The following is a 22,949-nucleotide window of genomic DNA, read 5'->3' as shown; positions in this document are numbered from 1 at the left end:
GCACCGATGACCGTGGCCGAGGAGACCGAGGTGACGCTCGCGGTCGGTCAGCAGAAGGAACTGCCCGCCGTGCCGGACCCGGCCCGGCGCGGGACCGACCGCGACATGCACGCCATCCTGGAGATCGGCGTCCGCGGCCCGGACGTCCCGGAACACGCCGGCGCGCCCGTCACCGGCACCGGACCCGCGCTGGCCGAGGTGCTGATCGTCGACACCTCCCGCTCGATGCTCCACCCGGCCGCCAAACTGCACGCGGCCAAGGACGCCACCGTGGCCGCCGTCCGGATGCTGCCCGACGGCACCGCGTTCGCCGTGCTCTCCGGGCGGTTCGACGCCACCTTGGTCCACCCCGGACCCGGCCGCCCGGTGCTCGCAGTCGCCGGACCCGCCGAACGCCAGGCCGCAGAACGCTCCATCCGGATCCTGGACGCCGACGGCGGCACCGCCATCGGCAGCTGGCTCGACCTCGCCCGCTGGCTGCTCAAGGACCACCCCGCCCCCGTCAAACACGTCCTGCTGCTCACCGACGGACACAACGAACACGACCACCGGGCCGCCATGCCCCTGGACAACGCGCTCGACGCCTGCGACGGCCGGTTCGTCTGCGACGCCTGGGGCATCGGCGACGACTGGGACGCCGAGCTGCTGCTGCGCATCACCAAGCGGCTGCACGGCCGGGCCCGGGCCGTCCGCGCCGAGTCCGAACTGACCACGGCTTACGAGGAACTGGTGGCCGGACTGCTCGGCACGGCGGTGCCCGAGCTGCGCATCCGGCTCACCCCCACCCCGGGCACGGTGATCCGCCAGGTCAAACAGGTGGTGCCCAGCGAGCAGGAACTGCTGCCCGTCACGGCCGGTTCCGGCGGGCGCGGCGCGGAGTACGTCACCCGCGCCTGGGGCGACGAGGTACGGCACTTCCAGGTCGTCCTGACCGCCGACCCGACCGGCCGGGAGACCGGCGAGGACCTGCAGCTCGCCGCCGTGGAGATCGTCGTGCCCGACTTCGGCCGGCCGGTACGGCTGCCCCCGCCGCAGCCGGTCCTGGTGCGCTGGACCGACAACCCGCTCGACGCCTCCCGGCAGCATCCCGGCGTCCGCCGGCACGAGCTGTACCAGCAGGCGAGCGCCGCCGTCGTGCGCGCCTACCGCGCCTGGCTGCGCGGCCCGGACGGCAACGCCATGGCCGACCGCGCCCTCGCCCACGCGCTCGCCCTGGCCGCCGAACTGGGCGACACCCAGCTGCTCACCGCGCTCCGGCAGATCGAGGCGGCACCGGGCACCGCCCGGGTCCGGGCCGGCCTCAAGAGCGTCGACTGGCAGCACCTGATCCTCTCCAGCGCCCTGACGACGGCCTCGCAGCAGCCGTCGGCCGCACACCCGACACCACCGACGCCGACCGGAACCGAGGCCTCCGGGGCCCCGGGGGGCGGCTCGACGTCCGGGGCCGGGGGAGGGGCAGCGCCTGCACCGCCCGGGCACGGGAGGGCCGCTGCGGGGCCGGAGAGCGACAGTGCTGCCCCCTCGCGCGGGGCCGGTGTCCCCGTGCGCCGCGGGGACGGCGTCTCCGGATCACCCGGTGCCGGGCCCGGCGACGGGCCCGGTGCTGGTGCTGGTGCCGGGGCCGGGGCTCGTGCCGGGGCGGGCGTTCCTTCCCCGCCCGGCGTCGCCGGACCCCCGTTCCCCGGCCGTGCCGACGGACTCGTCGAGTGCCCGTACTGCACCTGGCTCGGTCCCGCCGACTCCGTGTACTGCGGGGGCGATTGCGGGCGGCTGCTGAGGGGGTCCGCATGAGCACCGGCAGAGGCACGAAGCCCGGCAGCGACGCCGGCGGCGAACCCATCTCGGGCACCGCCCCCATCTCGGGCGCCGCCCCCACCCCGGGCGCCGCCCCCGCTCCGAGTGCCGGCACCGCGCCGGGCGCCGGCGCCGGCGTGGCCGCGGGGCCGGGGGTCCGGTCGCGTCGGCGCACCGTCCCGGCCGACCGCCGTGCACCAGGGCGTTCGCCGCGCCGCCCGCTCGCCCGGCTCCTCGGCGTCGGACAGCCTCCGCCGGAGGGCGGCAGTACGACCGCCCACGACCTCGCGGTCCGCCACCGCCTGCTGCTGACCCTGTCGGCCCTGCTCACGCTGTCCCTGTTCCTGTCGTACCAGGGCGTGCACGGGGACGCGAACCCGCTGCGCACCTCCAGCGCCCCGGCCGTGCTCTCCCTCGACACCGCGCAGTACGCCCTCGGCCAGGCCCAGAAGGCCGCCAACTCGGCGGCACCGACCAGCGACTTCCAGAGGCAGATCTCCGTCGCCGTGGAGAGCCTGTCGGCCGCCGCCGCGGACGACGTCGGAGGAACGGGAGGCCGGCAGACCCTGCAGACCATCGCCGGACTGATCACCGTCTACGCGGTCAAGGTCCAGCAGTCCCAACTCCAGCCCGACGGCAGCGCGTTGCGCGAGGCCTACCTGAGCTACGCCACCAGCGTCCTGACGGAGGAGCACTCCGGGATCCAGGCCCGCCTGACGGCCCTGCAACGCCAGCAGCGCCACGCCGTGCAGCAGCAGACCTCGTTCGGCCCGATGATGTGGCTCGTCTGGGTCGTGACCCTGCTGCTGGGCCTCGCCCTCGCCGCGGCGCTCCTGGAGACCCAGCTCTTCCTCCGCCGCCGCTTCCGGCGCCGCTTCAACCGCCAGCTGCTCGGCGCCCTGGTCCTGCTGGCCGGCGGAGTCGTCACCGCCGTGCTGTTCACCGTATGGACCCAGCAGGGCATGACGGACACCCGTGTCCTGCTCGACCGCTCACTGACCGGACGGCGGATTCCCGAGGCGGGTCAGGACACCGCCTCGTACCTGGCGCACACCGGCTTCCGCGCGGCGGCGGCGGTGTGGATCCTGATCGGAGGCATCCTGCTCATGACACTGGCCGAGACAGGCCTGCGGCGGCACATCGCCGACTACCGGTTCAGGCCCCGGTGAGCGCCTGCCCCGGCGGCCCCGTGACGGCCGCCCCCGGCCCCCCGTCCCGCTCCTCCCGCCGTCTGGTCCGCACCGTCACCGTCGTGGCGAGCTGCCTGGCCGTCCTGGCGGCGGCCGTCGTGATCGGCGTACGCGCCCTCGGGCAGGAACCGACCGTCACCCTCCTCGCCAACTGGACCGCCGACGACGAATCGCACTTTCGGAAGGCGGTCATCGAACCGTTCGAGCGGAAGTACCACATCCACGTCGACTACCAGGGCAGCAACGCCGAGAGCCAGGTGCTCGGGGCGGACGTGGAGGCCGGGACGCCGCCCGACGTGGTGGTGCTCACCGGCCCGGGGGAACTGGCCGAGTACGCCCGGCAGAAGCACCTCGTGCCCCTCGAAGGTCTCGTGCGCGGTGCCGACTTCGGCACGTCCTGGGCCACGCCGCTCGCGGATGGGCACGTCTACTGGTTCCCGCTCAAGGCGGATGTGAAGAGCATCGTCTGGTACCCGGCAGACGTGGGTGAGGAGCAGCGCAGGCAGGCGGTGGAGCAGCCGGCCCGGTGGTGCGTCGGCATGGGGTCCGGCGCCACCAGTGGCTGGCCCGGCACCGACTGGATCGAGGACATCCTGCTCCAGCAGTCCGGCCCGCGCGTCTACGAGGAGTGGGCGCGCGGCGATCTGCCCTGGCGGTCGCCACAGGTGAGGAAGGCGTGGACCACCTGGCGCGACCTGGTAGGTGCCGACGGCGACCCCGGCCTCGTCCGGCGGGCCCTGAAGACGCCGTACGGGGAGGCGTCGCGACCGGTGGCCGCGAGCCCACGGGGCTGCACGCTGGAGCACCAGGCGTCGTTCATCCGCAGCAAGCCCCCCTGGAAGCGCGTCGACGGCCGCTACGAGCCGTCGGCGCGGCTGTTGTTCGGGGCACCCGCCAACCAGGCGTGGGAGGTCTCCGGGGACCTGGTCGCCCTGCTGCACAGCACCCCGCAGGCCGAGCGGCTGATCCGCTACCTGGCATCGGCAGACGCCCAACGCGCCTGGAGTGTCGCGGAGTCCGGCTTCTCCGTCCACACCGGCGCCCAGCCCGCTCCCGGGAGCATCTCCCCCTGGCAGCGCTCCCTCGCCGCCGTCCTGCTGGACAAGGGCGCGGTGCACTGCTTCGACGCCTCCGACGCGATGCCGCCCTCGGTACGCGACGCGTTCGCCGAGGCGACGATCGAATTCCTCGCCGACTCCCGGCACCTGGACGCGCTGCTGCGCTCCCTGGACACCCTCAGTGACACCCCGGGGCTGACCTGGGTACCGTCCGTGTGCGATCCCAGACCCTGAACCGGCGCCAGCCCTGCCGGCCCGCCGTCGCCGTGGGCCGGCAGGCACAGGCCGGGGTCAGCCCTGTGCCAGGGGCGTGTGCGTGGTCAGCCCTGTGCCGTGGGCGTGTGTCTGGTCAGCCCTCTGCCGTGGGCGTGTGCAGGCTCAGTCCTGCCCCCAGGGGAGGGCGAGCGTGCGTCCCTGTGCCCGGCCCGCCTCGGCGGCCGGGCGGCGGGTGGCCGGGTCCAGCGCGTTGTCGCCGATCGCCGCGGCCGACGCCTCGTCGGGAACGACGACCGCGACCTCGGCGCCCTGGGCACGCAGCTCCTCCACAGACCGCTCCAGCGGCTGCTCGCTGGGGAACGGCTCGGTGCCGCCCATCGGGGACAGCACCAGCACCCGGCCGGCCCCGGCGGCCAGGTCGGCGTTGGCGACGGAACGTATCCCGCCGTCCACGTACCGGCGTTCGCCGATCGTGACCGGGGGCCATACGCCCGGCACGGCGCAGCTCGCCGCCACGGCATCGACCAGCGGTACGCCCGAGGCCCGGTCGAAGACCCGCGGCTCACCGCTCTCCGCGTCCACCGCCACGATCTTCAGTGCCCGCCGCGGCCACCCGTGGGAGGGCAGCCGGGACTCGATCACCGCGCGCCGCTCGGGCTCGGAGACCGTGCGCGCCCCGAGTGCCACCCGTCCGACGGCGCGCCGCAACTCCGCCACCGATGCGGCCGATGCGGCGGCGGCGCCGATCTCCGCGGCGAACTTCTCCAGGTCCATCTCGGCCATGATCTCCGCGGCCTGCAGTGCCGGCTCCACCTGCCGGGCGTACAGCTCGTCCAGGCCCAGCCCGCTGCCGAGCTGGGCCGCCACGGCCGACCCGGCGGACGTACCCACCAGCAGTTCGGCCCCCGTCAGGTCCCGCCCGGCATCGGCGAGCCCCGCCAGCAGCCCGGTCATCCAGGCGATCCCGCCCACACCGCCGCCGCCCAGCACCAACGCCTCGTTCATTCCCGCCCCTTCCGCCGAGTCCCCGGTCCACCGGTACGACACCGCACGGACCACGGACATTCCCCACAGCCAGTCCCGCTTCTCGAAGACGAGGTACAGCGTCAGACACACCACTCCCATCAGCCCGACGGCGAAGGGGTATCCGAAGGTCCGGCCCAGCTCCGGCATGTGCCGGAAGTCCATGCCTAGATCGTGCCGACGAGGGTGGGCGCGAAGAGGACGGCTGCCCACGACGAGATCTTCTTGACCTCCTCGCTCTGCCCGCGTGATCACTCAGCGGGGGTGGGAGCAGGATGTCCACGGTCTCCCGGGACGGGTGCCCGGCCCGGTGCGGGAGCGCTTCGCGTATTGCGGACACCGGGTGTCCGCAACGGGCGTTAGCGTGCGGCCATGACGAAGAGCAGCGCACAGCGCAGCAGTGCCCGTGGCAGCGGCGCGACGAGCACGGCGGCGGCGCCCGTGCTGGACGCCCGCGCCCTGAACCGCGCCACGCTCGCCCGGCAGCTCCTGCTGCGCCGGTCCGGCAGGTCCGTCCTGGACGCGGTGGGGCACCTCGTCGGCCTCCAGGCGCAGAACGTCCGGCCCCCGTACTACGCCCTCGCCGCCCGCCTGGACGGCTTCGCGCCGGAGCGGCTGTCCACGCTCATGGCCGGCCGCGAGGTCGTCCGGATCGTCACCCTGCGCTCCACGATCCACACCCACACCGCCGACGACTGCCTCGCCCTGCGGCCCTTCGTCCAGCCGGCCCGCGACCGCGAACTGGTGAACTTCCGCTCCGGCCTGGCCGGCGTCGACCTGGACCGCCTCGCCGCCGTCGCCCGCGACCTGGTCGAGGCCGGACCGCGGACCATGGCCCAGCTGCGCCAGGCCCTCGGCGCCGTCTGGCCGGACGCCGACCCCGGGGCCCTCGCCGTCGCCGCCCGCTGCACGCTCCCGCTCGTCCAGGTCACCCCGCGCGGCCTGTGGGGGGAGAGCGGTCAGGTCGCCCTCACCACCGCCGAGCACTGGCTGGGCCGCCCCGCGGGACCGGCTCCGGAACCGGAGTCCGTGATCCTGCGCTATCTCGCGGCCTTCGGCCCCGCCTCCGTGAAGGACATGCAGACCTGGGCCGGGCTCACCCGCCTGCGGCCCGCCTTCGACCGGCTGCGCCCCCGGCTGCTGACGTTCCGCGACCCGAACGGCGTGGAACTGTTCGACCTGCCCGACGCCCCGCGCCCCGGCCCGGACGTCCCGGCCCCGCCCCGCTTCCTGCCCGAGTTCGACAATCTCCTGCTCTCCCACGCCGACCGCGCCCGCGTCGTACCGGCCGCCCACCGGGGCCGGAGCTGGACGGGCAACCAGGCCCACCGGACCCTGCTGGTCGACGGCTTCCTGGCCGGCCTGTGGAAACTCGACCCGGGCACCCTGGTGGTCGAGCCGTTCGGCGCGCTGACGAAGGCCCAGCGGGAGCAGGTGACCGAGGAGGGCGAGCGGCTGCTGCGCGTCATGCACCCGGAGGCGTCGTACGACATCCGCTTCGGTGACGTCGTACGACGGTGAGGGTGCACCCGCTCGAGGCGTGGGAGCGCACCGTGCATGGATAGGGTGCGTTGCGGGCCGCTCGTGGTGGCCCGCAACGCACCCTGGCAATCACCCGAGGGATGCTCGGGAAGTCTTCCGGGTCACGAGTTGACCTGTGCGGTCACCAGGTCCGAGAAGGCGGTCAGCCGGGTGTAGACACCCGGGTAACCCGCCTCCGCGCACCCCTCGCCCCAGGAAGTGATCCCTGCCAGGACGCCCCCGATGAGCAGGGGACCGCCGCTGTCGCCCTGGCAGGTGTCTACGCCGCCGGCGCTGTAGCCGGCGCACACCATGTCGGACTGCACGAAGTCCGAGCCGTAGGAGGAACGGCAGCTGGAGTCGGACACGACCGGGACGGTCGCGGTCCGCAGCTGGTTGGAGGAGCTGCCGTTCTCCGATGTGGTGCCCCAGCCGAGGATCCGGGCCGTGGTGCCGGCCGCGTAGACGCTCGTCTGGGAGGAGGAGACGTACTTCGCCGCGGTGTACGGCATCGACGTCGACAGGGTCAGCACGGCCACGTCGTCGCCGTTGGTGGCGTCCGTGTAGTCCGGGTTGATCCAGATCTTGCTGACCCGGCTCACCGTGCCGTTGGTGCCGTTCAGGTAGGTCCGGCCACCGACCACGCGGACGCTGCCGGTGCTCTCGCCGACCATGCAGTGCGCGGCCGTCACGACCTTCTTGGGCGCCACGAGGGTGCCGCCGCAGAACTGGTTCTGGGACGCGTCCGTGATCTGCATCATGAACGGGTACGCGGTCGTCGTGGTGGTCGTACCGCCGACGATGGGCTGGGGCGCGGCGTTCGCCGTGGGGGCGGCGATCAGCGCGGTCGCCGCTGCGGCGGCGGTGGCCACCAGGGTCGCGGCGGTCTTTCTGGCACGTCTGGGCCCGAACATGAGTCTCCTCAGTGGGGGTTGCACCGGTGGGGGATCGCGCGGGTGGGTTGTGCATGGGGGTCGCGGGACCGACCCCCATGTGCCCGGGCGAGCGGCACGCCCTTTACGCTAGGACCCGGAACCCTCGGCTCCCAATGAGGGAACCCCCTAGGGGGTTGGGTGAGGGAAAACCCTCGGTCCGGATCAGTTAACTAGCGCGCCGCTCAGCGCGCCCGTCGACCTGCGGCCAATCGGACGATGTCGACGCGCGAACGGATCCCCAGCTTGCGGTAGACCCGGGTCAGGGTCGCCTCCACCGTCTTCACGCTGATGAACAGCCGGGCCGCGATCTCCCGGTTGGTGGCGCCCTCCATGACGAGCGAGGCGACCTGACGCTCCATCGCGGCCAGCACGTGCAGGGCGTCCAGCGCGTCCGGTACGGCCGGCGCGGGTTCCGGCTCGGGGGTGAGGGCCTCGTCCACTTGGCGCAGCCAGGGCAGCGCCCGGCAGCGGCGGAACATCCGGGTGGCCTCGTCGTACGCCGGTGAGCCGGGGCGCCTGCCGCGCAGCCGGGCCAGGGCGAACGCGGCCCGTGCCTCCTCCAGGCCGTAGCCGAGCCCGGTCAGCCGGTCCTGAGCGGACGTCAGCTGGGCGACGGCGGCCTCCAGGTCGCCCTGGGCCGCGCGGACCAGGGCCTCGGACCGGTCGAGCACGGCCAGCACGCTTCCCCGGCCGAGCCGCAGTGCGTGCTCCCGGCTGGTGTCGATGACGTCCTGCGCCTCGGCGGGCTCACCGATCCGGACGAGCGCCTCGGCGAGGTCGCCCTGCCAGCGGCCCCGGGCCGGGTCGGTGATGCCGAGCCCCAGCTCCAGCCGGCGCACCCGGCGCAGCGAGCGGACGGTGCCCGCCGGATCCCCGGCCACCAGCTGGGCGTAACCGAGGGCGCCCAGGGCCCGGGAGAGGTACATCTGGTCGCCGTCCTCCTCGGCGTGCTCCACCGCCTCCCGCGCGAGCGCCAGTGCCCGGTCCACGTCGCCGCCGGAGGCCTCCGCGAGCGAGGTGAGCATCGCCGAGGCGGTCTCGCCGATCCCGGAGTCCCGGGCGAGGCGCAGGCTGTCGCGGGCCAGGTCGAGCGCGCGCCCGCAGTGCCCGGCGCGCAGTTCGGTCTCGGCGAGGCCACGCAGGAAGTGCACCTCGCTCTCCACCGAGCCGCGCTTGCGGACCTCGCGCAGCAGGGCGGTGACCGTGGCCCGTGCCTCGGCCAGCTGGTCGCTCATCACCAGCCAGCGGAACCGGGCGCTGCCGGCGCCGTTGTGATGCCAGGTCACCCGGGGGTCCTGGGGTTCCGTCAGGGCCCGCTTGATGGTGCGGGGCGCCTCCGGATGGCCCATCAGGGTCTCCGTCTGCGCCTGGAAGGCGAGGGAGAGCAGTTCGGTGCGCCGGTCGCCGCCGCGTGCGGCCAGCTCGGCGGAGTGCGCGGCGGCCTGCCGGGCCTCGGTGAAGTCGCCCTCGACGATGAGGGCCCGCCAGGCCAGCTGGTAGTGGACCAGGGCCAGCAGCCGGGGGTCGTCGCCGGCGTCGGCGAGCGCCTGCGGGAAGACGGCGTCGACCTCGGCCATGGTGTGGCCGGCGGTGTCGATGACGATGATCCAGGCCCGCACCCGGTCGGCGGGCACAGTCGCCCGGGTCAGCACCTCCCGGGCGATGTCCCGGGCCAGGTCGACCTCGCCGGCGGTGATGGCGTCCTCCGCGGCGGTGAGCCGGCGCTCCTCCTGGCCGGGGCTGCCGTCGGCGGGGGTGTGCCGGGCGGCGAGCAGTCCGAGCTGGGCGGCGACCGAAGGCGCCCCGCGGTCCCGGGCGAGGGCGGCGGCCTCGGCGAGCCGGGCGGCGACCTCGGGGTCGGTGCCGGTGGTGGCCAGGGCCAGGTGCCGGGCCCGTTCGATCGGGTCGGATGCGGCGGTGGACAGGGCCGCGTGGGCGGCCCGGCGCTCCTGGGCGGGCGCCTCCGCGTACAGCGCGGCGGAGATCAGCGGATGCGCGAAGCGGACGGCCGGGGCGTCCGGCTCGGTGGCCAGCAGCCCGAGTTCGGCGGCCTGGGCGCACTCGGCCTCGGCGTTCTCCCGGCCCGCCGCGTGCAGCAGCGCGGGGGTGGGGCGGGCGCCGGCGCTGGCCACCAGCAGGGTGCGGCGGGCCTCGACGGAGAGCATGTCCAGGCGGCTGAGCACCAGGGCGCGCAGCGAGGTCGGCACGGGCAGCGGCTCGCCGGGCCGGGGCGGGGTGGGGCTGCCGGCGAGGGCGCGGCCGAGTTCCAGCGCGAACAGCGGGTTGCCGCCGCTGGTGCGGTGGATGTCGCGGACCGTGGAGCGGGGCAGGCCGCCGTGGCCGCGGTGGTCGAGCAGCTGGGCGACCTGGGCCCGGGAGAGGGGGCCCAGCCGGACCGCGAGGGTGTCCGGCGGACAGGCGCGCAGGTGGCGGTCGTACTCCTGGCTCTCCTGCGCCTCCGTGCGGACCGCGCAGAGCAGTTGCACGGGTGTGCCCTCCAGGCGCCGGGCGGCGAAGCCGAGCAGTTCGGCGCTGGCCGGGTCCAGCCACTGCAGGTCGTCGGCGACGACCAGGACCGGGCCGCGGTCGGCGAGGGTGCGCAGCGCGGAGAGCACCGCCAGGCGCAGGGCGAGGCCGTCGCGCTGGAGGCTGGACTCGCCGCGGCCGGTGAGCGCCGACTCCAGGGCGGTGCGCTGGGCGGCGGGCAGCCGGGGGGCGACGTCGTCGAGGACCAGACCGAGCAGGTCGGCGAGGGCGAGAAACGGAAGGTGCGATTCGGACTCGGTGGCGGAGCAGCGCAACACGGTGCGCGCGGCGGCGCCGTATTCCTCGGCCAATGCCCGCAGGATGGTGGATTTCCCTATTCCGGCAGGGCCGTGGAGCAGCACGCTGCCCCCCGAGGCGAGTTGCTCACGGGCGCCGGCGAACAACTCCTCGCGGCCGATGACCAGGTCGGGGCGGATCCTGGCAGGCTCCTGGAAGTCCCGTCGCACGGTCACCGCTCCCCTCGTGTGTCGTGTCCGGGCCAAATTCTAGGCAACGATCCTTGAAATTCGGACGGAAGCCGTGGTGAGGGAAATAACAAACGGTCAAGCATAGGGAAATTCAAGGCGCCGCCAGATGAATGGAAAAGTTTCCTCGCCGCCTCCGGCTACGGCAGCAGCCCCGCCCTGCGGGCCGCTGTCACCGCCTCCCCTCGTGTGTGCGCGCCCAGCTTCCGCATCGCCGAGCGCAGATACCCCTTGACGGTCTCCGGTCGCAGGCCCAGCCGCTCGGCCACCGCCGCATTGGTGGACCCCGCCGCCACCCAGGACAACACGTCCAGCTCCCGTGGCGCCAGGGTCACGCCCCCGGCCCGCGGTGTCGCGGTCAGCAGTCCGCACGCGGCCAGCAGTTCGGCTTGCAGGCCCGGGTCGGTGATCCGGGACGCCAGGGCCCGCAGCGCGGCATGCGCCTCGCGCACCTGTTCCCACGGGGCGCCCCGGCCGGTGCCGGCCGGCTCCGGCCGGACCGCCGCCAGCAACCCCTGTGCCTCGTCCCGCACCACCAGCGCCTGTTCCACGTCCCGCGCCGCCGCCACCGCCGCGCCCAGCGTGCGGTCACCGAGCGGCCGGGCCGAGCGCAGCGCGCCGTACAGCACCCCCCGCACCCGGCGCCGCACCACCACCGGCACCGCGAGCACCGAGCGGATGCCCTCGGCGGCCACCGGCACGTCGTACTCGTGACTGATCTGCCGGGAGCTGGAGTAGTCCGCCACCGCGCACGGCCGGGCCAGCGCCACCGCCTTGCCGCCGAGGCCGCTGCCGGAGGTCACCGCGAGCGAGTGCAGCGCGGCCGTGGTGGTGCCGCTCAGCTCACTGATGCGGATCTGCGGCCGGCCGGACTCCACCAGACCGCCGAAGGCGACGGGAAGCCCCGTCGCACGCCGCAGCCGGGCCAGCGCGCCCCCGATCTCCACCGCCCCCACCGCATCTGCCGTCACCTGTTCGCCCCTTCGGTCGTCCACACCCCCGTTCGGGGGTAGTGAGACCTGCATCACGGATTAGACGATGCCAGAGAGCCGCCCGGCAATGGTCCGGCACTGAGGAGGACGTGGATGACGGCGACCGAGATGTTCCGCGGGGCCCGGGACTTCCTGCTGGAACACCGCGAGGACTACGCCACCGCCTACGACGGGTTCGCCTGGCCGCGCCCCGAGCACTTCAACTGGGCGCTGGACTGGTTCGACGTGATCGCCGCCGGCAACGACCGCACGGCGCTGCACATCGTCGAGGAGGACGGTACCGAGACCCGGCTGTCCTTCGCCGAGCTGGCCGAGCGCTCCACCCGGGTGGCCCGCATGCTGCACGAGCGCGGGGTCGGCGCCGAGGACCGCGTCCTCGTCATGCTCGGCAACCAGGCCGAGCTGTGGGAGACCGCGCTGGCCGCGATGAAGCTGCGCGCGGTGGTCATCCCGGCCACTCCGCTGCTCGGCCCCGCCGACCTGCGCGACCGGGTGGAACGGGGCCGGGTGAAGCACGTCGTCGTCCGGGCCGAGGACACCGCAAAGTTCGCCGGCGTGCCCGGCGCCTACACCCGGATCTCGGTCGGCGGCCTGCCGGAGGAGGGCTGGGAGCCCTACGAGGACGCGTACGCCGCGCCCGCCGACTTCGTCCCCGAGGGGCCGACCCTGGCCGACGACCCGCTGATGCTCTACTTCACCTCGGGCACCACCGCCCACCCCAAGCTGGTCGAGCACACCCACACCTCGTACCCGATCGGGCACCTGGCCACCATGTACTGGATCGGCCTGCGCCCCGGCGACGTGCACCTCAACATCTCCTCGCCGGGCTGGGCCAAGCACGCCTGGTCCAACCTGTTCGCGCCGTGGAACGCGGAGGCGACCGTCTTCGTCTTCAACTACACGCGCTTCGACGCGGCCCGGCTGATGGCCGAGATGGACCGGGCCGGCGTCACCACCTTCTGCGCACCGCCAACCGTGTGGCGCATGCTCATCCAGGCCGACCTCGGCCAGCTGCGCACCCCGCCCCGCGAGGTGCTGGCCGCGGGCGAGCCGCTGAACCCCGAGGTGATCGAGCAGGTACGGCGGGCCTGGGGGGTGACCGTCCGGGACGGCTTCGGCCAGACCGAGACGGCCGTCCAGGTCTCCAACAGCCCCGGCCAGCAGCTGAAGACGGGCTCGATGGGCCGCCCCAGCCCCGGCTACCGCGTCGAACTCCTCGATCCGGTCTCCGGCGCGCCCGGCGCCGCCGAGGGCGAGATCGCCCTCGACCTCTCCGAGCGCCCGGTCGGCCTGATGACCGGCTACCACGGCGACCCCGACCGCACCGCCGAGGCCATGGCGGGCGGCTACTACCGCACCGGTGACATCGCCGCCCGCGACGAGGACGGCTACCTGACCTACGTCGGCCGCGCCGACGACGTCTTCAAGGCCTCCGACTACAAGATCAGCCCGTTCGAGCTGGAGAGCGCGCTGCTGGAGCACGAGGCGGTGGCCGAGGCGGCGGTCGTCCCCGCACCGGACGAGCTGCGGCTCGCCGTGCCCAAGGCGTACATCGTCCTCGCCGAGGGCTGGACGCCCGGACCCGACACCGCGAAGGTGCTCTTCGAGCACTCCCGGGACGTGCTCGCCCCCTACAAGCGCATCCGCCGGCTGGAGTTCGGCGCGCTGCCCAAGACCGTCTCCGGCAAGATCCGCCGGATCGAGCTGCGCGAGGCCACGGCCGCGGGCTCGGCGAACGAGTACCGCGAGGAGGACTTCCGGTGACCTCGGCACTGTCGTACACGCACGGAACGGGCGCCACCGCCCTGCTCGGCGACACCATCGGCGCCCACCTGGACCGGGCCGTGGCCGCCTGGCCGGACCGCGAGGCACTGGTCGACGTGCCGTCGGGGCGGCGCTGGACCTACGCCCGGTTCGCCGCCGACGTCGAGGATCTGGCGTGCGCGCTGCTGGCGAGCGGCGTCGCCAAGGGCGACCGGGTGGGCATCTGGGCGGTGAACTGCGCCGAGTGGGTGCTGGTGCAGTACGCCACCGCCCGTATCGGCGCCGTCATGGTCAACATCAACCCGGCCTACCGCACCCACGAGGTCGAGTACGTCCTGAACCAGGCCGGCATCTCGCTGCTGTTCGCGTCCCTCCGTCACAAGACCAGTGACTACCGGGCGATGGTCGGGGAAGTAAGGGGCGCCTGCCCGCAGTTGCGGGAGGTCGTGTACATCGGGGACCCGAGCTGGCAGGAGCTGCTCGGGCGTGGCACGCCCGGCCTGCGCGAGGAACTCCGGGTCCGTGCGGGCGAGCTGTCCTGCGACGACCCCATCAACATCCAGTACACCTCGGGCACGACCGGCTTCCCCAAGGGCGCCACCCTGTCCCACCACAACATCCTCAACAACGGTTACTTCGTCGGGGAGTCGGTCGCCTACACGGAACAGGACCGGATCTGCATCCCGGTGCCCTTCTACCACTGTTTCGGCATGGTCATGGGCAACCTGGCGGCCACCTCGCACGGCGCCTGCATGGTGATCCCGGCCCCGTCCTTCGACCCGGCGGCCACCCTGGAGGCGGTGCAGCAGGAGCGCTGCACCTCCCTGTACGGCGTACCGACCATGTTCATCGCGGAGCTGAACCTCCCCGACTTCGCCTCCTACGACCTCTCCACCCTGCGCACCGGCATCATGGCCGGCTCGCCCTGCCCGGTGGAAGTGATGAAGCGGGTGGTCGCCGAGATGCACATGGCGGAGGTCTCCATCTGCTACGGCATGACCGAGACGTCCCCGGTGTCGCTCCAGACGCGGATCGACGACGACCTGGAGCACCGCACCGCCACCGTCGGCCGCGTCCTGCCCCACCTGGAGGTCAAGGTCGTCGACCCGGCCACCGGCGTGACCCGGCCCCGCGGCACGGCGGGGGAACTGTGCACCCGCGGCTACAGCGTGATGCTCGGCTACTGGAACGAGCCGGAGAAGACCGCCGAGGCGATCGACGCGGGCCGCTGGATGCACACCGGCGACCTCGCGGTGATGCGCGAGGACGGGTACGTCGAGATCGTCGGCCGCATCAAGGACATGATCATCCGTGGCGGAGAGAACGTCTACCCGCGCGAGATCGAGGAGTTCCTCTACGCCCACCCGAAGATCCAGGACGTCCAGGTCGTCGGGGTGCCGCACGAGAAGTACGGCGAGGAGGTCCTCGCCTGCGTCATCCCGCGCGACCCGGCCGCCCCCCTCACCCTGGAGGAACTCCGCGCCTTCTGCGAGGGCCGGCTCGCGCACTACAAGATCCCCAGCAGGCTGCGGATCCTCGACTCCTTCCCCATGACGGTGTCCGGAAAGGTGCGGAAGGTGGAACTGCGGGAGATGTACCAGGTGTGAAACCGCGGTAACCGAGCATTCGCTTCATGCCCGAGGGCGGTTCCCGGGTGGACGAGCGCGCCGTCGGCGGCGCACCCGGCCCGGGAACCGTCTGCGCACCCGCCCCGCGGGGCGGTCAGGTCCGTCCGTCCCGCGTCCGGGCCCCCGGGTCCGGCGCGCCTTCGGCGTGCAGCGTGCCGGCGCACTCGTTCACCGGCTGGGGGGCGCCCTCCAGGTCCAGTACGAACAGCGGAACGCCGAGCGCGTCCGCGCCGGTCCGGGCGTCGTCGCTGAAGCCGGCGAGGGAGAAGTACACACAGTCCGCGGACTCCGTCATCGCGGTCAGCCACAGGCACTCCACGTCCCGTGGGGCGGCCGGCCGTACGGTCGGGTCCACCTGGGCGAGCAGTCCGCGGGCGGCGAGCCCGATGCCGTTCGGCGGCCGCTGGTCGGCCCGGCGGATGCCCCGGTAGCCGAGCCAGCGCAGGTAGAGCGCGGCGGTGGTCACGGCGTCGCGGGCGGTGCGGATGGGGCGCGGCTGGAAAGCGGGGCGCGATCCGGCCGGTTCCGAGGCCTCGGTGGGGTGCGGCGCGGCGGCGGTGTCCGCCGGGTCGGCCGGTGCTGGGGCGGTGTCCGCCGGGTCGCCCGGTGCCGGGGCGGGATCAGCCGGGCCGGCCACCGGGACGCGCAGCACCGTGCCGCACGGGCAGCCCAGCTCGGGGTGCGGCCACTGGTTGCCGCGCCCGCAGGCGGTGCACGGCACGGTGAGCCACTCGTCGTCCCACGCGCGGTGCGCGGCGACCGTCGGCTCCACCGTCGGATCCAGGCGCGGCGCGGCAGGGGCCCCGCACGCGCACGGGTACGCCGGCGCGCTGTACATGTGCGCGCGCCGGCAGACCGGACAGCGCACCGGAATCCTCTCGGGCATGGCCCACTCCAAGGCGTCGCGTCGGGACGGCGCTCCCATGGTGCTCCCTCCGCGCCGCTCCTGTCCGGCGCTTTCCGCTGTCCGGACCGCTCTTGACGACCTTCGCGCACCCTTCTACATTGCTTCCAGATAGTAGAAGTTAATTTCCGCAATGCGGAAGTTTGGAAAATCTGGAGACCGTGCTCGCCGCGGGGCGCGACGGGAGTACGCATCCGACAGCCGAAGCAGGAGTACTCGATGGCTCGTATGACCGCTGCCCGCGCGGCAGTTGAGATCCTCAAGCGCGAGGGCGTCACCGACGCCTTCGGTGTGCCGGGCGCTGCGATCAACCCGTTCTACAAGGCCCTCAAAGAGGGCGGCGGCATCAACCACACCCTCGCCCGCCATGTCGAGGGTGCCTCGCACATGGCCGAGGGCTACACCCGCACCAAGCCGGGCAACATCGGCGTCTGCATCGGCACGTCCGGCCCCGCCGGCACCGACATGATCACCGGCCTGTACTCGGCCATCGGCGACTCCATCCCGATCCTGTGCATCACGGGCCAGGCGCCCACCCACGTGATCCACAAGGAGGACTTCCAGGCCGTCGACATCGCCTCGATCGCCAAGCCGGTCACGAAGATGGCGGTCACCGTCCTGGAGGCCGCGCAGGTCCCCGGCGTCTTCCAGCAGGCCTTCCACCTGATGCGCTCCGGTCGTCCTGGCCCGGTCCTCATCGACCTGCCGATCGACGTCCAGCTCACCGAGATCGAGTTCGACCCGGAGACGTACGAGCCGCTGCCGGTCTACAAGCCCGCCGCGACCCGCGCCCAGATCGAGAAGGCGATCTCCTTCCTGCTCGCCTCCGAGCGCCCCGTCATCGTCGCCGGCGGTGGCGTTCTCGGCGCCGACGCCGCGGACCTGCTGGTCGAGTTCGCCGAGCTGACCGGCACCCCCGTGATCCCGACCCTGATGGGCTGGGGCGTGCTGCCCGACGACCACGAGCTGAACGCGGGCATGGTCGGCGTCCAGACCTCGCACCGCTACGGCAACGCCAACTTCCTGGAGTCGGACTTCGTCCTCGGCATCGGCAACCGCTGGGCCAACCGCCACACCGGCTACAAGCTGGACGTGTACCGCGGCGAGCGCAAGTTCGTCCACGTCGACATCGAGCCCACCCAGATCGGCAAGATCTTCCCGCCGGACTACGGGGTCGTCTCCGACGCGAGGGCCGCGCTGGAGCTGTTCGTCGAGGTCGCCAAGGAGCTGAAGGCCGAGGGCAAACTGCCCGACCGCGCCGACTGGGTCGCCTCCACCCAGGAGCGCAAGGCCACCCTGCTGCGCCGTACGCACTTCGACAACGTGCCGATGAAGCCGCAGCGCGTGTACGAGGAGATGAACAAGGCCTTCGGCCCGGACACCCGGTACGTCACCACCATCGGCCTGTCCCAGATCGCCGGCGCGCAGATGCTGCACGTCTACAAGCCGCGCCACTGGATCAACTGCGGCCAGGCCGGCCCGCTCGGCTGGACCATCCCGGCGGCGATCGGCGTCGCCAAGGCCGACCCGGACGCCCCGGTCGTCGCGCTCTCCGGCGACTACGACTTCCAGTTCCTGATCGAGGAGCTGGCGGTCGCCGCCCAGCACAAGATCCCCTACGTCCACGTGCTGGTGAACAACGCCTACCTGGGCCTGATCCGGCAGGCGCAGATCGGTCTGGACATCAACTTCCAGGTCAACCTGGAGTTCGAGAACATCAACACCCCCGAGATCGGCGTCTACGGCGTGGACCACGTCAAGGTCGCCGAGGGCCTGGGCTGCAAGGCCATCCGGGTCACCGAGCCGGACCAGCTGGGCGCCGCCTTCGAGCAGGCCAAGAAGCTGGCCGCCGAGTACCAGGTGCCGGTCGTCGTCGAGGCCATCCTGGAGCGGATCACCAACATCTCCATGAGCCGCACCATGGACATCAGCGACATCAGCGAGTTCGAGGACCTGGCCACCGAGCCCGGCCACGCGCCGACGTCCATCAAGCCGCTGAAGGTCTGACCCGCCTGACGCGAGAAGGGGCGGCCCGCCCAGGGGAGGCGGGCCGCCCCTTCGCCATGCCCGCGCGCCGGCCCTCCGTCTCCCCGTCCCCACGCGTACCGGCCTCGGTCTCCCTGACCCCGCGCGCACCGATCCCCGGTTCGCCCGTCCGCGTGCGCACCGACCTCGGTTTCCCCGTCCCCGCACGCGCGGGCCCTCAGTCGAACCCGCCGCCCCCGCAACCACCCCCGTGATCATGACCGCCGTGACGTGCCCGCCGCCGTGACCGTGGCTGCTGCCGCCGTCGCCGTCGTCCCAGCCGGCGGATGGCGTTCCCGCAGCGCCGCCAGCTCGCGGCGGGCGGCCCGGGTGCGGCCGGGCGGCAGGGTGCGCAGCAGCCCTTCGGCGGCGAGACCGGCCCGGATCCGGGCCAGGGCCCGCCGCACCACCGCGCGGTCGGGCAGTTCCCGCGGTCCGGCGGGCCGGCAGAGGCCGGTGCGGACCGCCTTCTCCAGCGGATGCCGGACGGGTCCGGCACCGCCGGTCGCGGACTTGCGCAGGGTGCCCGGCCGGCCGGCCTCCACCACTCCGCGCACATGCAGTCCGACCACCGCGACGGTCACGGCCGCGCGGGCGCCGCCACGCAGCAGGGCGACCGCGTACGGGTCCGGCGGAATCGTCGTCGTACGGTCCATGGGACACCCCCCGTCGCCGGTCCCGCCGCCCCGTGCCGACGGGACCCGTGTGCCGGTGGTGTGCCCGCTCCGGGGGGCCGCCGAAGCCTGGGTCCGCGCCGTTCAGAGGTTCATCTGAGGGTTGCGTGACCCGGCTACGGCCCATGACGTACGCGTTCGCCGCTACAGCTCGTGCTCCGACAGCCCGGGCCAGTCGTCCGGGCCGCCGCCCTGCCACTCGATCAGGTCGTTCTCCTCCACCTCGATGCGGTCCAGGTCGGCCAGCCGGAGGATCTCCACGACGTCGTCCAGGTGGGACGCGATCCCCAGGATCACGTCCCCCTCGGTGACCCGCCGGGAGCCGTCCAGGGCGGGCGCATGGACCACGATGTGCGGGTACTGAGTCGGATTCGCCATGGCATCAGCGTCCTGCGGATGCGGCCGGCGCGCACGCCGGAGCCGGAACGGCACGAAGCGCCCCCCGGGCAGGGGGCGCTTCGGTGTCACATGGTGGCCGTCCGACGGCGCGAGGCTGGGCGCGACAGGACATTCGCGCCGCCGGACGGAGCGGGTGGCCCCCGTCGCCGGGGGCTGGCTGGGACCGCGGTGGCCGCGACGGAGCCGGACCCCTTCCCTCTGGTCGAAAAGGGGACCCGGATCCTTCACCACCGCACTGGCTCGCAAGCCACCGCGGTCCTCGCCCTGCCCGCGCCCTCCGCCCGGCGACCACCCCTCATCCGGGCCGTCCGGCGTACTGCGCGGGCCGCGCACGGGATCATGACCTCCCGTCAGATCCCGTACGCTGCTTCGTGGTTGCCCGGTCTCAGTCCTCGCGCAGTGCGCGGACCGCCTCCTCCACGCGCTTGCCGTACTCGGGGTCGGCGGCGTGGAAGTGAGCCAGGTTCTTCTCGATCACGTCGTCGCGGGACACCTGCGAGAGGCCGCCGGCGATGTTCGCGACCAGGCGGGACTTCTCGTCCTCCGACATCAGGCGGTACAGCTCGCCCGCCTGGAAGAAGTCGTCGTCCTTGGTGTGGAGCGGAGCCTCGTGGGTGCCGGTGTGGCCGGCGACCGCCAGCGGAGCCGACAGCGGGCGGCCGGTCTCGACCGGGCCGTCGTAGGAGTTCGGCTCGTAGTTCTTGGCACCGCGGCCCTGGCCGTTGACCGCCATGTAGCCGTCACGGCCGTAGTTCCGGGCGCCGCCCGGAACCGCCTTGGGGGCGTTCACGGCGAGCAGGGTGTGGTTGACACCGAGACGGTAGCGGTGGGCGTCGGCGTAGGCGAACAGGCGGCCCTGGAGCATCTTGTCCGGGGACGGGCCGATGCCGGGCACGAAGTTGTTCGGGGAGAACGCGGCCTGCTCGACCTCGGCGAACACGTTGTCGGGGTTGCGGTCGAGGACCAGGCGGCCCACGCGCTGCAGCGGGTAGTCCTTGTGCGGCCAGACCTTGGTCAGGTCGAACGGGTTGAAGCGGTAGTCCGCCGCCTCGGCCGCGGGCATGATCTGGACGTACAGCGTCCAGGACGGGTGCACGCCGCGCTCGATCGCCTGGAGCAGGTCGGTCTGGTGGGAGTTGGCGTCCTTGCCGACCAGTTCCTGCGCCTGCTCGGCGGACAGGCTGCGGATGCCCTGGTTCGTCTTGAAGTGGTACTTGACGAAGAAGGCCTCGCCCTCCGCGTTCGTCCACTGGTAGGTGTGCGAGCCGTAGCCGTTCATGTGCCGGTACGACGCCGGGATGCCGCGGTCGCCCATCAGCCAGGTGACCTGGTGGGTGGCCTCGGGGGCGTGCGCCCAGAAGTCCCAGACGTTGTCGGGCTCCTGCTTGCCCGTGAACGGGTCCCGCTTCTGCGAGTGGATGAAGTCGGGGAACTTGATCGGGTCCTTGATGAAGAACACCGGGGTGTTGTTCCCGACGAGGTCGTAGTTGCCCTCTTCGGTGTAGAACTTCACCGCGAAGCCCCGCGGGTCACGGACCGCGTCGGCACCGCCGAGGGAGTCGGCGACCGTCGAGAAGCGCACGAACACCTCGGTGCGCTTGCCGATCTCGCCGAGGAAGTCGGCGTGGGTGTAGCCGGTGACGTCGTCCGTCACCTCGAAGTGGCCGTACGCGCCGGAGCCACGGGCGTGCACCACACGCTCCGGGATGCGCTCGCGGTTGAAACGCGCGAGCTTCTCCAGCAGCTGCTGGTCCTGGATCAGGAGCGGGCCGCCGATGCCGGCGGAGGCGGAATTCTGGTTGTCTGCGACCGGGGCGCCGGACTCCGTGGTGAGAGTTCGCGCCGTGTGCACGCGCTTCGACATCGTGGACCTTCCGTGCGGGTGTCAGCGGAAACCTGTTTCCGCTTCGTGGAGCCTAGGAGTGGGGCGATCTGAGCGTCAACAGTTTGTTGAAGTAGATTCCGGGCCGCGGCGCCGCCTGGGCGCGACAGGACAGGTGTCAGCGGCGCCGCGGCCCGGAAGTCTGGGGGAGGGCTGTCAGACCTGGGCGCCGGACAGGCGCTCCACGGCCCGCAGCAGGGCCGAGTGGTCCAGGCCGCCGTCGCCCTGGGCGCGCAGCGAGGCCACCAGCTGGGCGACCACGGCGCCGACCGGCAGGGCCGCACCGACGTTGCGGGCGGCGTCGGTGACGATGCCCATGTCCTTGTGGTGCAGGTCGATGCGGAAGCCCGGCTTGAAGTCGCGGTTGAGGAAGTTGTCCTTCTTGCGCGTCAGCACGGTCGAGCCGGCGAGGCCGCCGTTGAGGACGTCCAGCGCGGCCTGCAGGTCCACGCCGGACTTCTCCAGGAAGACCACGGCCTCGGCGCACGCCTGGATGTTCACGGCGACGATCAGCTGGTTGGCCGCCTTCACGGTCTGGCCGGAGCCGTGCGGACCGCACAGCACGATGGTCTTGCCGAGGGCGTCGAAGACCGGCTTGGCCTCGTCGAAGTCGGCCCGCTCGCCACCGACCATGATCGACAGTACGGCCTCGATGGCACCGGCCTCGCCGCCCGACACGGGGGCGTCCAGTACCCGGATGCCCTTGTCCGCGGCGGCCTTGGCGAGGTCCACGGAGGTCTGCGGGGTGATCGAGGACATGTCGATCAGCAGGGCGCCCTGCCGCGCGTTCTCCAGGATGCCGTCGGGGCCGTAGGAGATGGCCTCGACCTGCGGGGAGGCGGGCACCATGGTGATCACGACGTCGGCGTCGCGCACGGCCTCGGCGATCGAGCCGGCCGCGGTGCCGCCGGCGGCGGCCAGCCGGTCCAGCTTGTCCTGCTCCAGCGTGAAGCCGGTGACCTGGTAACCCGCCTTGATCAGGTTCTCGGACATGGGGGAGCCCATGATGCCGAGGCCGATCCAGGCGATCTTGGGGAGGTTGCTCATATCAGGGGTGCCTCTCTGCACTGCTTGGCGAAGTCGGGGGTTCAGCGCGCGGCGCGCGCTTCGCGCGGGAGCCAGTCGAAGGCCTCGGCGCTCGGGCGGTCGCCCGGCTTGTACTCGAGGCCGACCCAGCCGTCGTAACCGGCCTTCCTCAGCTGGCCGAGCAGCTCCTCCAGCGGGAGCGAACCCGTCCCGGGGGCGCCGCGGCCGGGGTTGTCGGCGATCTGCACGTGCCCGGTCTTCGCCGCGTACCGCTCGATGACCGCGGGCAGGTCCTCGCCGTTCATGGACAGGTGGTACAGGTCCATGAGGAACGTGGCGTTCCCGAGACCGGTCGCCGCGTTGACCTTGTCGACGACGCCGACCGCGGCCGGTGCCGACACCAGCGGGTACAGCGGCGACTCGGGCTGATTGAGGGCCTCGATCAGCAGGATCGCGCCGATCCGGTGGGCCGCCTGCGCCGCGAGGACCAGGTTCTCCAGGGCGAGCGCGTCCTGCTCGGCCGGGTCCACGCCCTCGACGCGGTTGCCGTACAGCGCGTTGAGCGCCTTGCAGCCGAGGGAGGCCGCGAAGCCGGCGGCGACATCGATGTTGGCGCGGAACTTCTCCGACTCCGCGCCGGGCACCGAAAGGGCACCGCGGTCGGGGCCCGGCAGCTGACCGGCGTAGAAGTTCAGCCCGGTGAGCTGCACGCCCGCGTCCTCGATCGCCTTCTTCAGGGCGTCCAGCTCGGACTGCTCGGGGGTGGGGGAGTCGATCCAGGGCCACCACAGCTCGACCGCGGAGAAGCCCGCCGCGGCGGCGGCCGCGGGACGCTCCAGGAGCGGGAGTTCCGTGAAGAGGATCGACAGGTTGACGTTGAAGCGCTGGTCTGCAAATCCCATTCGGG

At 72.9% G+C, this 22,949-nt stretch carries 17 protein-coding genes and 1 pseudogene; 7 read left to right on the top strand and 11 right to left on the bottom strand.

The features are described 5' to 3' along the window. Positions 1-6 precede the first annotated feature (6 nt). Genes JK359_RS19090 through JK359_RS19080 form a run of 3 tightly spaced genes read left to right on the top strand, consistent with a single transcriptional unit; the run spans position 7 to position 4,276 of the window. Entirely contained in the window at positions 7-1,791 is a 1,785-nt protein-coding gene (locus JK359_RS19090) for a vWA domain-containing protein (RefSeq protein ID WP_201837082.1), read from the top strand. Beyond that, the gene (locus JK359_RS19085) at positions 1,788-2,963 is read left to right on the top strand and encodes a GlnX family signal transduction membrane protein (RefSeq protein WP_201837080.1); all 1,176 of its coding nucleotides are present in this window, start codon (positions 1,788-1,790) and stop codon (positions 2,961-2,963) included. The genes JK359_RS19090 and JK359_RS19085 overlap by 4 nt, the downstream gene beginning before the upstream one ends. A gap of 20 nt (positions 2,964-2,983) precedes the next feature. Then, complete coding sequence (locus JK359_RS19080) at positions 2,984-4,276, top strand: ABC transporter substrate-binding protein (protein WP_307788176.1); 1,293 nt, start codon at positions 2,984-2,986, stop codon at positions 4,274-4,276. 144 nt (positions 4,277-4,420) lie between these two features. Here the strand turns inward: JK359_RS19080 and JK359_RS19075 are convergent, their stop codons facing one another. Continuing rightward, positions 4,421-5,263: a patatin-like phospholipase family protein gene (locus tag JK359_RS19075; RefSeq protein WP_201837209.1), complete on the bottom strand. Its 843-nt coding sequence runs from the start codon at positions 5,261-5,263 to the stop codon at positions 4,421-4,423. A gap of 66 nt (positions 5,264-5,329) precedes the next feature. Then, positions 5,330-5,523, bottom strand: a pseudogene (locus JK359_RS19070) (CorA family divalent cation transporter); the annotation flags it as partial. 130 nt (positions 5,524-5,653) lie between these two features. Here JK359_RS19070 and JK359_RS19065 point away from each other — a divergent pair. After that, positions 5,654-6,802 carry a winged helix DNA-binding domain-containing protein gene (locus tag JK359_RS19065; protein WP_201837076.1) on the top strand — a complete coding sequence of 383 codons (1,149 nt, stop codon included), beginning with the start codon at positions 5,654-5,656 and terminating at the stop codon, positions 6,800-6,802. Positions 6,803-6,924: 122 nt separating this feature from the next. On the opposite strand, the gene JK359_RS19060 is transcribed toward JK359_RS19065, so the two are convergent. The 3 genes from JK359_RS19060 to JK359_RS19050 all read right to left on the bottom strand — a co-directional run bounded on the left by JK359_RS19060 (position 6,925) and on the right by JK359_RS19050 (position 11,719). After that, positions 6,925-7,716: a S1 family peptidase gene (locus tag JK359_RS19060; RefSeq protein WP_201837074.1), complete on the bottom strand. Its 792-nt coding sequence runs from the start codon at positions 7,714-7,716 to the stop codon at positions 6,925-6,927. Between the two features lie 203 nt (positions 7,717-7,919). Continuing rightward, the gene (locus tag JK359_RS19055; protein WP_201837072.1) at positions 7,920-10,736 is read right to left on the bottom strand and encodes an ATP-binding protein; all 2,817 of its coding nucleotides are present in this window, start codon (positions 10,734-10,736) and stop codon (positions 7,920-7,922) included. 152 nt (positions 10,737-10,888) lie between these two features. Beyond that, positions 10,889-11,719: a helix-turn-helix transcriptional regulator gene (locus JK359_RS19050; RefSeq protein WP_201837070.1), complete on the bottom strand. Its 831-nt coding sequence runs from the start codon at positions 11,717-11,719 to the stop codon at positions 10,889-10,891. 114 nt (positions 11,720-11,833) lie between these two features. Here JK359_RS19050 and JK359_RS19045 point away from each other — a divergent pair, with 114 nt between their 5' ends. Then, complete coding sequence (locus tag JK359_RS19045; protein ID WP_201837067.1) at positions 11,834-13,504, top strand: AMP-binding protein; 1,671 nt, start codon at positions 11,834-11,836, stop codon at positions 13,502-13,504. Next, the gene (locus JK359_RS19040) at positions 13,501-15,111 is read left to right on the top strand and encodes an AMP-binding protein (protein WP_201837066.1); all 1,611 of its coding nucleotides are present in this window, start codon (positions 13,501-13,503) and stop codon (positions 15,109-15,111) included. Before JK359_RS19045 ends, JK359_RS19040 begins: the two co-directional genes overlap by 4 nt. Before the next feature lie 115 nt (positions 15,112-15,226). Here the strand turns inward: JK359_RS19040 and JK359_RS19035 are convergent, their stop codons facing one another. After that, positions 15,227-16,018 carry a hypothetical protein gene (locus JK359_RS19035; protein WP_201837064.1) on the bottom strand — a complete coding sequence of 264 codons (792 nt, stop codon included), beginning with the start codon at positions 16,016-16,018 and terminating at the stop codon, positions 15,227-15,229. A gap of 237 nt (positions 16,019-16,255) precedes the next feature. Between JK359_RS19035 and gcl the strand changes: the two genes are divergently transcribed. Then, positions 16,256-18,043: a glyoxylate carboligase gene (gene gcl, locus JK359_RS19030; protein ID WP_201837063.1), complete on the top strand. Its 1,788-nt coding sequence runs from the start codon at positions 16,256-16,258 to the stop codon at positions 18,041-18,043. A 233-nt stretch (positions 18,044-18,276) separates the two neighbouring features. On the opposite strand, the gene JK359_RS19025 is transcribed toward gcl, so the two are convergent. From JK359_RS19025 to JK359_RS19005, 5 genes are all read right to left on the bottom strand, one after another. Next, positions 18,277-18,717, bottom strand: a complete 441-nt coding sequence (locus tag JK359_RS19025; RefSeq protein ID WP_236678062.1) for a TIGR04222 domain-containing membrane protein — start codon at positions 18,715-18,717, stop codon at positions 18,277-18,279. 162 nt (positions 18,718-18,879) lie between these two features. Then, entirely contained in the window at positions 18,880-19,113 is a 234-nt protein-coding gene (locus JK359_RS19020; RefSeq protein ID WP_201837062.1) for a hypothetical protein, read from the bottom strand. 406 nt (positions 19,114-19,519) lie between these two features. Beyond that, the gene (locus JK359_RS19015) at positions 19,520-20,998 is read right to left on the bottom strand and encodes a catalase (RefSeq protein ID WP_201837061.1); all 1,479 of its coding nucleotides are present in this window, start codon (positions 20,996-20,998) and stop codon (positions 19,520-19,522) included. A gap of 174 nt (positions 20,999-21,172) precedes the next feature. Next, complete coding sequence (locus JK359_RS19010) at positions 21,173-22,063, bottom strand: 2-hydroxy-3-oxopropionate reductase (protein ID WP_201837060.1); 891 nt, start codon at positions 22,061-22,063, stop codon at positions 21,173-21,175. Between the two features lie 41 nt (positions 22,064-22,104). Next, a complete protein-coding gene (locus JK359_RS19005) occupies positions 22,105-22,944 on the bottom strand; it encodes a TIM barrel protein (RefSeq protein ID WP_201837059.1) in 840 nt (279 codons plus the stop codon). Between the last annotated feature and the right edge of the window lie 5 nt (positions 22,945-22,949).

It is taken from the genome of Streptomyces actinomycinicus, assembly GCF_016741775.1.
Lineage (GTDB): Bacteria > Actinomycetota > Actinomycetes > Streptomycetales > Streptomycetaceae > Streptomyces > Streptomyces actinomycinicus.
The sequence above is the reverse complement of the archived record's forward strand: the minus strand, read 5'-3'. Positions and strand labels throughout refer to the sequence as shown.